General features: G+C 40.6%; 11 protein-coding genes. 5 read left to right on the top strand and 6 right to left on the bottom strand.

All coding sequences use genetic code 11. The features are described 5' to 3' along the window. Positions 1–196 precede the first annotated feature (196 nt). The 5 genes from nadA to astE form a co-directional block, all read right to left on the bottom strand. On the bottom strand, positions 197–1,264 hold the full coding sequence (gene nadA, locus HBH39_RS08395) for a quinolinate synthase NadA (protein WP_167677327.1): 1,068 nt from the start codon (positions 1,262–1,264) through the stop codon (positions 197–199). A gap of 110 nt (positions 1,265–1,374) precedes the next feature. Then, positions 1,375–2,946 (bottom strand): dihydrolipoyllysine-residue acetyltransferase, encoded by a 1,572-nt coding sequence (locus HBH39_RS08390; RefSeq protein WP_167677325.1) that lies wholly within the window; start codon positions 2,944–2,946, stop codon positions 1,375–1,377. An 8-nt stretch (positions 2,947–2,954) separates the two neighbouring features. Continuing rightward, a complete protein-coding gene (locus HBH39_RS08385) occupies positions 2,955–3,932 on the bottom strand; it encodes an alpha-ketoacid dehydrogenase subunit beta (protein ID WP_167677323.1) in 978 nt (325 codons plus the stop codon). A 3-nt stretch (positions 3,933–3,935) separates the two neighbouring features. Then, complete coding sequence (locus HBH39_RS08380; RefSeq protein WP_167677321.1) at positions 3,936–5,114, bottom strand: thiamine pyrophosphate-dependent dehydrogenase E1 component subunit alpha; 1,179 nt, start codon at positions 5,112–5,114, stop codon at positions 3,936–3,938. Positions 5,115–5,281: 167 nt separating this feature from the next. Then, positions 5,282–6,331, bottom strand: coding sequence for a succinylglutamate desuccinylase (astE, locus tag HBH39_RS08375; protein ID WP_167677319.1), 1,050 nt, complete (start codon positions 6,329–6,331; stop codon positions 5,282–5,284). A 276-nt stretch (positions 6,332–6,607) separates the two neighbouring features. On the opposite strand from astE, the gene msrA reads away from it, so the two are divergent. Both msrA and trxB read left to right on the top strand, forming a co-directional pair. Next, complete coding sequence (msrA, locus tag HBH39_RS08370) at positions 6,608–7,087, top strand: peptide-methionine (S)-S-oxide reductase MsrA (RefSeq protein WP_167677317.1); 480 nt, start codon at positions 6,608–6,610, stop codon at positions 7,085–7,087. 174 nt (positions 7,088–7,261) lie between these two features. Then, positions 7,262–8,215, top strand: coding sequence for a thioredoxin-disulfide reductase (gene trxB / locus HBH39_RS08365; RefSeq protein WP_167677315.1), 954 nt, complete (start codon positions 7,262–7,264; stop codon positions 8,213–8,215). Between the two features lie 95 nt (positions 8,216–8,310). Here trxB and HBH39_RS08360 read toward each other — a convergent pair whose 3' ends face one another. Next, complete coding sequence (locus HBH39_RS08360; protein ID WP_167677313.1) at positions 8,311–8,883, bottom strand: GNAT family N-acetyltransferase; 573 nt, start codon at positions 8,881–8,883, stop codon at positions 8,311–8,313. A 171-nt stretch (positions 8,884–9,054) separates the two neighbouring features. On the opposite strand from HBH39_RS08360, the gene HBH39_RS08355 reads away from it, so the two are divergent. From HBH39_RS08355 to HBH39_RS08345, 3 genes are all read left to right on the top strand, one after another. Then, a complete protein-coding gene (locus HBH39_RS08355; protein ID WP_167677311.1) occupies positions 9,055–10,254 on the top strand; it encodes an efflux RND transporter periplasmic adaptor subunit in 1,200 nt (399 codons plus the stop codon). A 2-nt stretch (positions 10,255–10,256) separates the two neighbouring features. Continuing rightward, a complete protein-coding gene (locus HBH39_RS08350) occupies positions 10,257–13,460 on the top strand; it encodes an efflux RND transporter permease subunit (protein WP_167677309.1) in 3,204 nt (1,067 codons plus the stop codon). A gap of 513 nt (positions 13,461–13,973) precedes the next feature. Then, positions 13,974–14,771, top strand: coding sequence for a LysR family transcriptional regulator (locus HBH39_RS08345; protein ID WP_167677307.1), 798 nt, complete (start codon positions 13,974–13,976; stop codon positions 14,769–14,771).

The following is a 14,771-nucleotide window of genomic DNA, read 5'->3' as shown; positions in this document are numbered from 1 at the left end:
GGCCAGAAATAGCGTAGGAAAAATGCGTGATAACAAGGCAGATTTTTTTGATAAGTAGTTATTATCAGGTATTTTCACAAGCTAGAATGATCAGTTATTTATTACGATTGGTATCATGTATATTGGTAAAAAAAATCTCCACGCAAGCGCAGAGATTTACCTGAATAATAAAGCTTGTATAGCTACAAGCTAATCGTTAAGCATTACCTTTTACTTTCATATTTAAGTCTTTGGCAAAATCAAGCATTCTTGTTAACGGTATCAGCGCTTTAAGGCGTAATTCTTCATCGACAAAAATTTCATGGGTGGTTTTGTCTGTATCCGCCAGTGATGCTTCTATCGCTTGTAAGCCATTCATGGCCATCCAAGGGCAATGGGCACAGCTTTTACAGGTTGCGCCATTACCACCAGTTGGTGCTTCAATTAATGTTTTACCTGGAGCAGCTTGCTGCATTTTATAAAAAATGCCGCGATCTGTTGCCACGATAAACGTGTGATTACTCATGGTTTGTGCAGCTTTAATAAGCTGACTGGTTGAACCAACAGCATCCGCCATTGCAACAACACTTGCCGGTGATTCAGGGTGAACTAACACTGCGGCATCGGGGTATTGCTTTTTGAGCTCACGTAATGCTTTCGATTTAAATTCATCGTGAACAATACAATCGCCCTGCCACATCAGCATTTCTGCCCCTGTTTGTTTAGCAATGTATGAGCCTAAATGGCGGTCTGGTCCCCAAATAATCTTTTTATCTTGAGCATCTAAATGTTCAACAATTTCTAAAGCAATACTAGAGGTGACAACCCAGTCTGCACGCGCTTTTACCGCTGCTGAGGTATTAGCGTAAACCACAACGGTATGATCTGGGTGAGCATCACAAAACTCACTAAATTTATCAATAGGGCAACCTAAATCAAGTGAACAAGTGGCTTCTAAAGTCGGCATTAAAATCGTTTTTTCAGGGCTTAAAATTTTAGCAGTTTCACCCATAAACTTAACCCCTGCAACAATCAGGGTTTTAGCGGGATGATCACGCCCAAAACGCGCCATTTCTAATGAGTCAGATACACAGCCTCCTGTTTCTTCGGCTAAAGCTTGAATTTCAGGGTCAGTGTAATAATGGGCAACAAGGACCGCATTTTGATCTACTAGCAACTGCTTTATACGCGCTTTATATGCTTGCTTTTGCGCATCTGATAATACGGCAGGCTTTGGTGGGAAAGGATAATCAATTGTTTCGATTTGGGGTGCCGACTGACTCATAACGGTTCCAATAATGTGATTTCTAGCGCGAATTATACGGAAACTACACCTAAAACAAAAGGACGTATTTAACGTCCTTTAGGGTATTTTTACACACGATATAATAACGATTAACGCATAGCCATCATCATCTCTTGTGGATTTTCTAAATAGAACTTCCACAAGTTACAGAAACGGGCAATGGTCCCACCATCAATAACACGATGATCGCCTGACCAGCTTACTTGCATTAGCTTGCGTGCTTCGACTTCACCGTTATCATTAAAACGCGGTAAATTTTGTAGTTTACCTAGAGCAACAATAGCGACTTCTGGTTTATTGATAATAGGTGTTGCAATTGTGCCACCCAAAGCACCAATATTTGAAATCGTGATGGTTCCTTCTTTCAGATCGGCTGGCGATACCCGACCGCTACGAGCATCATTTGTTAACCTTGTTATTTCAGCTGCGACCTCTAAGATTGACTTCAGATGCACATCTTTAACATTAGGTACTAATAACCCCATTTTTGAATCTACCGCCATACCAATGTTATGACGAGACTTATAGGTCAATTCGGTACAATCAGCATTAACTTGACTATTTAGAATAGGAAATTCATTTAATGCCAAAGACATGGCTTTCATAAAGAAAGGCATCATGGTTAATTTAACTTCTTCGGTTGAATAACGCTGTTTCATGCTTTCACGCATGGCAACTAGATCGGTTAGGTCGAACTCTTCACAGTAAGTAAAATGTGGAATGGTTGACACAGACTCTGTCATCATTCTTGCCATTACCGCTTTAACACCTTTAATGGGTTCTACTCTATCTGTTGAATTGCTGACAGCAGTAGACGTTGTCACTTGAACCGATTGTGCAGATGCTGTGTCCGAAGTAGTTACGATTGCAGATGAATCATTTTGAAGATGGCGTTCAATATCTTCTTTATAAACACGGCCATTTTTTCCTGATCCTTTAACATCTGCAATGTTAATGTCTTTAGCTCTTGCCATGCGGCGAACCGCAGGACTTGCTAACGCTTTACCCTGAATCACCATTTCATTTGAACTTGATGCCATTGCTGCCACTGGTGCAGTTTGTGCTTCAACCTCAACAGTAACGCTAACATCAGCTTCAACTTCTATAGCAAATAATGGTGAATGCACCTTAGCTAATTGACCTTTGCGATAATAATGTTTAACAATTTTACCGGCTTTCATCGCAGGGATTTGAACTAATGCTTTATCTGTCATCACGTCAGCTATCGGTTGGTCTTCAACAACCATCTCACCTTCGGCAACTAACCAATCGACAAGCTCACATTCAACAATACCTTCGCCAATATCCGGTAAAAGGAAGTCTTCTACAGTTACACCCGATGTTGTTACTTGATGTTGTGTAACATCAACTTGCGCTGTTTCAGTGGTAACTTGTTGCACTGGTGCTTCTTGCTCGACATCATCAGAAATTTTAACTGCATACAAAGGCGCATGCACAATCGCAATATCACCTTTTGCATAATATAGTTTAGTGATGACTCCTGCATGGGGCGCTGGAATTTGCACTAACGCTTTGTCTGTCATTACATCTGCAATTGGCTGATCTTCAACAACAGTATCGCCTTCAGACACCAGCCAATCGACTAATTCACATTCAACAACACCTTCACCAATGTCAGGTAGAATAAAATCTTTAATCATAACCACTCCTAAAATGACATTGTCGCTTTGATGGCTTCAAACGTTTTGAATTCATCAGGCATATATTCTTTTTCATGAATGAGTGGGTATGGCGTATCTAAACCACAAACTCGGCTAATAGGTGATTCCAAATACAAGAAACACTCTTGTTGAATCGTTGCGGCTATTTCACCGGCAAAACCACCCGTTAATGGCGCTTCATGGTTAATCACTAAACGACCGGTTTTCTTAACAGATTTGGCAACAGTATCAACATCCCATGGCGATAGAGTGCGTAAGTCGATGATTTCACATGAAATACCTTCTTTAGCTGCCATATCACAGGCTTTTTCAACAATCTCCATTTGTGCACCCCAAGCCAAAACAGTGATATCGCTACCCTGCTTAACCACATCGGCTTTACCTAATTCGATTTGATAATCACCTTCAGGGACATCGCCAACAGAGGCGCGGTAAAGGCGCTTAGGTTCAAAGAAAATCACAGGGTTAGGATCGCGAATAGCAGCGAGTAGTAGGCCTTTAGCTTGTTCTGGATTACGAGGCACAACCACTTTCAAACCAGGTGTTTGCGTAAAATAGGCTTCAGGCGATTGTGAGTGATAATGACCACCAGCAATACCTCCACCGTAAGGTGTACGATACGTGAGGCCGCCAACATTAAATTCGTTACCACTGCGGTAACGAAATTTAGCTGACTCGTTGACGATTTGATCAAATGCCGGGAAAATATAATCGGCAAACTGAATTTCAGCAACCGCAGTCATGCCGTTTGCTGCAAGACCATTGGCAAAACCGGCAATCCCCTGCTCTGTTAAAGGGGTATTAAAGCAGCGATCGCGACCAAACTGCTCTTGCAATCCTGACGTTGCACGGAAAACACCACCAAAATGGCCGACATCTTCCCCAAAAACAACCATGCGCTCGTCGGCTTTCATGGCAATCGATAACGCCTCATTAATGGCGTGTAACATATTCATTTGAGCCACGGCTTATAGTCTCCCTGCACTTTTCGGATACGCTTTTGGATATTTACTGATATGTTCTTTCAGTTCTTTTAACTGTTTTTTCAATGCCGGCGTTGGTACGTCGTATACATCTTCAATAATTTGGTCCAAGTGAGGTACAGGTAGCTTTTCAGCTACTTTAACAGCAGCAAGCACCTCTTCACGGTACTTTTCATAAATACTGGTATCATCAGCTTCTTTTAACCAGCCTTTATTAATTAACCAAAGTTTAAAGCGCTTAACAGGATCATGCTGTTGCCATTTCGCTTCTTCTTCTTTAGAACGATAGCCAGATGGGTCATCAGAAGACGAATGCGCCCCTAAACGGTAAGTCATCGCTTCAATCAATACCGGTGCATTATTTTCAAGAGCATAAGCACGGGCTTGTTGAGTAGCCGCTAATACAGCTAACATATCATTACCATCAACGCGAATGGTGTGCATACCATAGCCCACACCGCGACTAGCAATCCCGTTACCTGCAAACTGCTCTTCGGTTGGCGTTGAAATGGCATAACCATTGTTGCGACAGAAGAAAATAACTGGAGCCTTTAACACTGCAGCCATATTTAAGCCTGCATGAAAGTCTCCTTCAGATGCAGCGCCCTCACCAAAATAACAAATGGTCACGTTGCGCTCGCCTTTTAGCTTTTGACTAAAAGCAACCCCTGTTGCTTGAGGAATTTGGGTCCCTAGCGGAGATGAAATAGTGTGATAATTAAGCTCACTACAACCGTAATGAATTGGCATTTGGCGACCTTTACCGAGATCTTTTTCATTACTGAACATTTGGTTCATAAACTGTTCAGTCGTAAAACCACGGTAGCGCAACGAAGCTTGCTCACGATATTGTGCTAAAATTACGTCGTTTTTGTCTAATGCTGCAGCACTACCAACAACGGCAGCTTCTTCTCCAATACAGGTCATATAAAAACTAATACGACCTTGGCGTTGGGCACCTAACATACGTTCATCAAGAACGCGGGTAAAAATACAAGTATCGTAAATTTTTGCAGCAAGCTCTTGGTCTATAACGGGTAGCACTGCATTCTCATATGTTGTGCCATCGGCTTGAAGAATACGCAAAATTGGAATGTGCAATGACGCTTTATCTAAGAAGCTGACACGGTGCACTGTTTCATTGTTCAGTGGTGCGTTGCTCATAATATGCTCTTGTTGTTGTTAGTCGCTACGCCAAATCGTAGCGACCTAATTATAATTTACTGTCAGACATTACGTTAACGTAAACTACCATACAATAGTTTCTAAATTAACGTTACGATTTTAGGAAGACTAACATTGTATATATTGCTTTACGCAATAGCTTTAGCCTACTGTACATCTTCGTTTGGCGCAGGTACCAAACACAATACTGTGCGTTGCCCAACGGGTACATTTGCATTGGGAAACACTATCGCTTCAACTGGCGAATTAACGGTTATCGCCTTACCTGCTTCTGTTGCTAATATTTCACCTTGCCTAAATTGACTAAAATTAGGTACATCGTTGGCAAAGGCAAAATTAAAGTCATCTGCGTTTTTATTAATCGAGCGTGAGACTTTGTATAAATTGAGTTGCTTTGGGTCGTATGGTTCAACAGTGACAGACGGCTGAGTGATAAGCATGGTTAACATGATCTGTGTCTGTTCAAAACGTAACATATCATTTTCACCAAATGGCATTACTTTACCTAATTCGACAGTAAAAGCATCGGCATTAAATTGCTCAGAAGAATAATAGCTAAATGTGGTTGTAGGTTCATGATGAAAAAGTATGGTATCAACACCACACGCAGCTAAAAACATCATTTGCTCTCCGTTATAACTGCGCCCTGAACGATATGGATAGATAGCAAATTTTTCATGTTTTGATGAACGAATCGCAGTATGTAAATCATAGTGAATACGCTGACTATTTGCTGAGTCGTTATTAAAAAAGTCGGCGACATATTTTTCTAATTTTTTGGCGCGGATACGTTCATCATTTATCAAGCCTTGTCCTTTAGAATGGGCACCACTAAATAGGCGGTTCATATTCTCTTCAATAAAGCGGGTTTTATTGTGGATAGCGGGTGGATTACCAATTAAAAATAATAATCGATGAGCTGTTTTAATGGTTTGATTTAATAATGCTGTTATTAAGGCATTACAAATTTCAATTGGAGCCGTTTCATTGCCATGAACCGCACATGAAAGGACAATGCTTTTGCTATGTTGACCAGTCGTAGTTTGATCTATTGGACTAAAAACAATCGCACCTGTATCAAGCACCTCAACCTGAGTGTGCTGTGCTAGTTCAAATTTAAATCCTGTTGATATGCCTGCTGGGTTGTCTAATGTAAAAGCAAGAAAATCTTTCTTTTCCATAAGTTGTGCTTGCAACTTAAGCTCCTTGAATATGTGGACTCTCAGTTTATTGTTGTTTTTATTGAGTGGATTTGGCTTTAAAGCCGATCAACAAACGCTAACGATCAATACTGAGTTTTTATTGTTGGCGCGGATTTTACCATAGCTTGAAACAAATTTTGGTGTGTATATTCAATATTGATAACTTACATACAAATATTATCAAAACAACTATTGCTTATTTAAGTAAAACTATTCACACTTTAGCCATCTAGACATCCACGAGTCATTTAATTATTTCAAGGAAGCATCATGGCGTTAGCAACATTTGGGGCAGGTTGTTTTTGGGGTGTTGAGTATTTCTTTCGTGAAGTTAATGGTGTAATTAACGCAACCTGTGGCTACATGGGGGGAAAAGACAGTGCGACAACCTACGAGGAAGTTAAAACAGGTACGACAGGACATGCTGAGGTAGTTCAAGTTGAATATGATGCTGATATTGTGAGTTTTGATGACTTATTAGATATCTTTTGGAAAAACCATAATCCAACTCAGCTCAACATGCAGGGTGGCGATATTGGAACTCAATATCGAAGCACTATTTTTTATCATGACAAACAACAAAAAGCCCAAGCAGAAGCATCTAAACTCGCTTTTGCACGGAGTGGACGTTGGGGGCAGCGCCACATAGTTACTGAAATCGTTCCATTACAAACATTTCATGTTGCTGAAGAGTATCATCAGAATTACTTAGAGAAAAACAATCTTCCTTCTTGCCATCTTTCATACTGAACAATTAGTTAGTTGTTACCGTTTTCGCTGTTGGCTTAACGTTAAGCTGACAGCATTTATTGACACATTAGATTACCGCAATCGAAATAGATAACCGTTTGTGCCCTTTACCCACAAAGGTAAATTCCCTACAATCTTTGCAAATTGCGTTATGCATCAATCTGGAGAATTAAAATGAGTGAAGCTCGTCATAGTAACCTATTAATTTTAGGTTCTGGCCCAGCTGGATATACTGCAGCGGTTTATGCTGCCCGTGCTAACCTGAAACCTGTGATGATCACCGGCATGCAGCAAGGCGGACAGCTAACTACCACTACTGAAGTAGAAAACTGGCCAGGTGACGCTGAAGACTTAACCGGTCCAGCATTAATGGAACGCATGCAAAAGCATGCTGAAAAGTTTGAAACTGAAATTTTGTTTGATCACATTAATGAAGTCACACTGACTGAACGTCCGTTTCGTCTTAAGGGTGATAATGGCGAATATACATGTGATGCATTAATTATTGCCACTGGTGCATCAGCTAAATATTTAGGTCTACCTTCAGAAGAAGCTTTCATGGGGCGCGGTGTTTCAGCTTGTGCAACGTGTGATGGTTTTTTCTATCGTAACCAGAAAGTTGCGGTTATTGGTGGTGGTAACACCGCTGTTGAAGAAGCTCTTTATTTAAGTAATATCGCTTCAGAAGTACATTTAATCCATCGTCGTGATACTTTCCGATCAGAAAAGATCTTAATTGACCGCTTAATGGACAAAGTGGCTAACGGCAACATCATCCTTCATCTAGACCAAACCCTTGAAGAAGTGGTTGGCGATGATATGGGTGTAACAGGACTGAAAAAGAAAAGCACCAAAGATGGCTCAATTACTGATTTAGAAGTCGCTGGCGTTTTCGTTGCGATTGGTCATAGTCCTAATACCGGTATTTTTGAAGGTCAGCTTGAAATGAACCACGGTTACTTAAAGGTAAACAGTGGCTTACAAGGTAATGCGACCCAAACTAGTATTGAAGGCATTTATGCTTGTGGTGATGTTATGGATCAACATTATCGTCAAGCCATTACCTCTGCTGGCACAGGTTGTATGGCGGCATTAGACGCTGAGCGCTACTTAGATTCTAAAAAATAGAGTTTAAATCAGTAATACTGTTGATTTTAATATAACAGTTAATCTAAAAGGCCAGTCAGTTGATTGGCTTTTTTGTTATCTAAACCATAGCCCTATTAGAGCCTTTTTTGATAAAACACTAACTCTTGCGCAACTGGGCCATCAGTATGCAGCGCTTTTTTAACAAACTGCATTGTCAGCTTTTTCATGACAGCGATTGACGCCAAGTTGTGCTCCAATGCAATAGCGGTAAACATAGTCACTTCAGGTTGCTGAGCGATAAAATCCATCACCGCTGTTGCCGCTTCAGTGGCAACCCCCTTTCCCCAGGCACTTTGCTTTAGTCGCCATCCAATTTCAATATTATGGTGATGCGGATTATCAGTATAAAAATACATAGGTCTTACTAAAATCCAACCTAAATATTGCCCTGATATTTCTGATGTAAATACTGATGGTTTTGCAGTCACCTTCCATAATCCAAAGCCTTTTTCTGGCAAATTATATCGGCGAAATCTTGGCAAAAAGCGTAAATGAATATCGTCGTGGCTACTTTTTACCCCGCCATTAATGTATTTCATTACCGCTTCGTCTTGATCGAGCTCATAAAATAATGGCGTATCATCTTCAGTCATCAACGACAATGATAATCTTGAGGTTTCGAGTTGATGTAGGTGATTGATAACCATCCAATGAACATTCCATATTGTTTATGCGTATTGTGCTGACGTTAGACACACAAGTTTACACATTGACACAACAACAAAACAACATTTAGCTTAATATAAGCTTAATTTTAGTCATGCTAAGTATAATTGGCAGATGACGTAGTATTAACACTAACAAATTAAGGATGTCTCGTGGCGACAACAAAACAGATTATATTACCCATTGTCGTACTAACCATAGGAATTGGTGCCTTTGCTGGAATTTCTGCGTTACAAAAACCCCCTGAAGAAAAACCGGCCATAGACACCACACCTTTGGTATCAATTGAGACAATTGAATATCAGCCTATGACATTTAGTGTCTCTTCTTATGGTGTTGTTAATGCAAAATACACAACAGATATCATTGCTCAAGTTAGCGGCGAAATAACCTATCTTGATCCTGCTTTTGTAAAAGGCGGTTTTGTCAAAGCCGGCACTGTTCTGGCGCAAATAGATGATAGTGATTACCAGTCAGATTTGCTCGATGCGCAGGCCAATATTGCAACGGCAAAAGCATCACTGGTTCAAGAAAAAGCGAACGCAAAGGTAGCTGAACTCGAATGGGCAAGAATTACCGACAGCGAGCCAACGGATTTAAGTTTACGAAAACCACAACTAGCACAAGAAATTGCTCGCCTAAAAAGCGCCGAAGCAGGTTTACAACGGGCAACCAGAAACCTTGAACGCACGATCATTCGGGCTCCATACGACGCCTTAATTGCTAGCCGAGAAATTGGTTTAGCATCATATGTCAGTAAAGGCACGCCTATTGGTACATTATTAAATACTGATATCGCTGAGGTGCGCCTACCCTTGGCAGATAAAGAAATTCAATATCTAGAATCAAAAGGCGTTAATGCTAATGTGACACTGGTGGGTAATTTCGCTGGCAGTAAGCACGAATGGCAAGCCAAAATTGTTCGCAGCGAAGGCGTAGTCGATAGTAAAAGTCGTATGACCTATTTAGTTGCTGAAGTCAGCGATCCCTACGGACTGAAATCAAATTCGCGAGAATTACGCTACGGCACTTATGTCACGGCTAACATAGAAGGCGCTCGAGCTGGAGATGTCACCATAGTACCGCGTCATTTAATCGCTAATGGCAAAGTAGCCATATTAGATGAAGATAATACCTTACGCTATAAAGACGTTACCATGCTAAGACAAGATGGTTCTAATGTGGTAATTTCTGGCGGTCTAAAAAACGGTATGCGTCTTATCACATCCGCATTGGATTATCCTATTGAAGGCATGAAGCTTAAATTACCGCAAGATAAATTACTTCAATCCGAACCCACAGACACATCATTAGAGGCGACTGTTCAACTTACAATGGACAGTGGAGAGTAGTCATGGAAGATACTAACAAAGGGCTAATTGCATGGTTTGCCCGTAACTCTGTAGCAGCTAACTTATTGATGATTATTATTTTAGTGGGTGGTTTATTAACAGCTAGTACTATTAGAAAGCAGTTTTTCCCACAAATAGAAATAAACTGGATTGAGTTTAGTGCCGTTTACCCGGGCACTGCGCCACAGGAAGTAGAAGAAGGTATAACGGTCAAAATTGAACAAGCCTTGGAAAGAGTTCAAGGGCTAAAAAGAGTTATCACCTATTCTAACCGCAATATGGCTAACGGTTACTTTCAAATCGAAGAAGAATACGATCCACAGGTGGTGTTAGAGGAAGTGAAATCGGAAATTGATTCAATTTCGACCTTTCCTGCAGGCATGGAGCCGCCAAAAGTAGAGCGGATCAAAATTCGTCAAGAAGTGATGTATCTAAGCCTATATGGAGATTTATCTGAACGTCAGCTCAAAGATCTTGGGGAACGCATTCATGATGAAATGATGCAACTACCTGGCGTGAATATTACTGAATTCTATGGTGGTTTAAATTATGAAATCAGTATCGAAGTCAGTAAAGACCGTTTGCGAGAATTTGGATTAAGTTTTAATGATGTGGCAGAAGCAGTTCGAGGTTATTCGCGCAATATGTCTGCGGGTCAAATTAAAGCAGAAAATGGCTACATTAATTTACGGGTGCAAAATCAAGCATATGTCGGATATGAATTTGAAGACTTACCACTGCTTACTCTAGCAGATGGCACCAATATTCTATTAGGTGATGTAGCCAAGGTAAACGATGGCTTTGAAGATGGGATTCAATACTCGAAGTTTAATGGTATGAATTCTGTTACCTTTTTTATCGGGGCTGCGCGCAATCAAAGTATTACCGATGTGGCTAAAACCATTCGCATGTATGTCGAAAATAAGCAAAAAACGCTGCCACAGGGGGTAACACTAGAACCTTGGGTTGATATGACCTACTACCTTGAAGGTCGCTTGCAGCTAATGTTAGACAGCATGAAAAGTGGTGCTTTATTAGTATTTCTAATTCTGGCACTGTTTTTACGGGTACGTTTAGCATTTTGGGTCATGATGGGCTTACCAGTCTGCTTCTTAGGGACTTTACTCTTTTTGCCTACGGCATTTATTGACGTGACCATCAACGTAATTAGCCTGTTTGCCTTTATTTTGGTTCTGGGTATTGTCGTTGATGACGCCATTGTCATGGGTGAAAGCGCCCACTCAGAATGCGAACAAAACGGGCAAAATATTGATAGTGTTATTAAAGGTGTAAAGCATGTCGCCATACCAGCCACCTTTGGGGTGTTAACCACCATTGCCGCCTTTTTGCCTATCACCTTAGATGACGGTCCTTCTTCTGCCTTTGGTCAAGCCATAGGTTACGTCGTAATTTTATGCCTATTGTTCTCATTGGTTGAATCAAAATTGATTTTACCTTCTCACTTAGCTCACATGAAAAAACCTAAAGTCGTGCAACCTGGCTCTAAAAACCCATTAGACTGGCTGCGTAATGGGGTCAATTTTATTCAAGGCAAAGTCGAAAAAGGCCTCAGTTGGTTTATTGTCACCGTCTACCGCCCTAGCCTAGTCGTGGCCGTTAAATATCGTTATACGGTGATCATGTTATTTATCAGCTTAATACTAATTTGTGCAGGCTTGTATACTGGTGGATTAGTACGCTTTATTGGCCAACCTAAAATCCCCCATGATTTTCCACGAGTCAATGTAGAAATGAATGTTGATGCTTCTGAAAAAGCAACCTTAAACGCAGCACTTTCAATCGAAGCAGCGCTTTATAAAGTAGATGCGGATCTTAAACAGCAATACGGTCAAAATATGATTGCAGAAATGCAAGTAGACTTACGTGGCCGGACTAACGCAGAAGTGATGACTAAGCTAGTCGACCCTGCCATTCGTCCAATTAATACCTTTGAATTGGCCGAACTATGGCGACAAGCCATCCCGCAAATTCCGGGGGTTAAATCATTCAAAGTACAAGACAGCCTGTTTGGTGGTGGACGTGAAGATGGCGATATTAGCTTTAGGTTAGAAGGAAAAGATGAAGCACAATTAGTGGCGGCATCGCTTGCACTTAAAGACAAACTTAATTCCCTTAAAGGCGTGAGTGACGTCAACGATAGCCGACAATCAAGTGCTAAAGAAGTGCAATTTCAACTTAAACCTTTAGCTCATAGTTTAGGCTTAACTCTTGCAAACATTGCCGGACAAGTTGGTAACAGCTTCTACGGGCTTGAAGCACAGCGGATTATTCGTAACGGTGAAGAAATTAAAGTCATGTTACGTTACCCAGAAGAGCAGCGAAACTCGATTGCTCTAGTACAAGATGTATTAATTAAAACCAGTCAAGGCGCTGAATTACCGTTATCTGAAGTTGCTGAAATTACCGTTGTACAAGGTGTTAATAGCATTCGACGTGAAAACGGCAATCGCACTATTAACGTTTGGGCATCTGTTGATTCTGAGCAAGCAGAACCATTTAAACTGGCCAAAGATATCCGCGATAATTTTATCCCAGAATTACTGGCCAAATATCCACGAGTAAGAAGTGAGGTCTCAGGTAGTATACAAGAGCAATTAGATAGTGCAGACACGCAATTAAGAGACTTTATTTTGTCTATGTTGCTGATTTACACCTTGTTAGCAATCCCATTAAAATCATATCTACAACCTATGATGATTATGTCTGTGATCCCATTTGGCGTTATCGGTTCTGTATTGGGGCATATTATTTTAGGTATTGACCTAAGTGCCCTGTCAGTATTCGGTATTATTGCTGCAGCGGGTGTGGTGGTTAACGACAGCTTAGTGATGGTGGATTATGTCAATAACTCACGTAAAAATGGGATGCCCATGCAGCAAGCGGTACTTGATGCAGGTTGTAAACGCTTTAGGGCGATAATGCTTACCTCGCTAACAACCTTTATTGGCTTAATACCTATTATGTCTGAAACCAGTATGCAGGCTCAAATGGTTATCCCAATGGCCGTGTCACTTGCTTTTGGTGTGCTATTTGCCACTGTGGTGACCTTATGTCTCATTCCATGTTTGTATATTGCTATCGAAGACAGCAAAACATTGATGAGGAAATTAATTGCCATATACAGACCTGCCGAAGTCAATCAAGAGGTCGCTAAACAGGTGTTAAATAATCACTCTGCATCATAGTCAGTAAAGTTTAAGTACAATGATGTATATTTAAATCACAAACGTCAGCAATAGCTGACGTTTTTTATGCTCTGTCACTTTAAAATAGCTCAACCTGAAAACCTTTAAACCGCACGTTTTTTCATTTCCATATCATTTCCATATCAGTGACAAATGATTATTGGTATATCCCCAAGCAACCTCAACATGCAAAGTGCAGAGCCTCTCATTACGTTCAGTTCTAGGCGAAAAGTCGACGTAATGAGTGGTTCCCAAAGGGCCAGTTTGATTGGCTTTCATCCTTTGTTGCTGATTATCAACGTACAGCAACTATGTATCAAATCAGCGCCGCGCCTGAAAGCCAATCAATTCTCGCTGAACTTGCATCATGAGGTTGTTTGGGTATAAAGCCAAAATAAGGTGTAAAACACATGATTTAACGGCAATATAAGATATGATGGCTTTTGTCGAAGATGAGTAGACTCAAGAGTTCAATCGATGTGTTATTCAACAAAAAAGTAATAATGGAATATTATGGATCTCAATGCATTAAATGTATTTGTCACCTTATATAAAGCTGGTTCAACCCAACGTGCTGCGATAAAGCTGAATCGTTCGCAATCTTTCGTTTCCAAAACATTGGCACAGCTTAGAGAAGATTTAAACGATCCATTATTTATTCGCACTGCAACAGGACTAAAACCCACGAGTTATGCCGCCCAAATTGCACCCAAAATTCAACGTGCTATTGAACAACTCTCAATAGCAATCGAGCCAGAAGAGTTTGATCCAAGTCAGCTGCAATATATTTCAATTCATATCGCTGAACCGCTTCTGGTTATCATTGGAAAACAATTAATTCATCGCCTAAGACAAGAAACCAATGCCACTATTGAACTAAGACAATGGCGCCAAGAAAGTAACAATAACTTAATAGACGGAATTGTTGATATTGGGATCCAAGCCTTAAAAGATCGCCCACAACAACTTTATCAAAAGAAAATAGCCAGTGGTGCCGCTAAAATGATCGGCAACAAAACCGGTGAATTTGTTAAGTTCTTAATCGATGATTACAACGAACACTTAAATTTATTGCGCATTTATGGTGAAGAACATCACAACGCCAGCATTATGGTCGATAATCATCTGGTGTTAAATCAACTGATGGATGAACATTATACTTATCATTTTCAACTACCAGATAGAAACAGCCAAATGGATATAGGGATTGATATCGCGCTTATTTGTTCTGCTTCTAAGCGCCACGAACCCAAAATAATTTGGCTATCCAATTTATGTGAATCAGTTATACACCAAGCTATCAATCGCTAA

The organism is Shewanella aestuarii (assembly GCF_011765625.1).
GTDB classification, from domain to species: Bacteria; Pseudomonadota; Gammaproteobacteria; order Enterobacterales; family Shewanellaceae; genus Shewanella; species Shewanella aestuarii_A.
The sequence above is the reverse complement of the archived record's forward strand: the minus strand, read 5'-3'. Positions and strand labels throughout refer to the sequence as shown.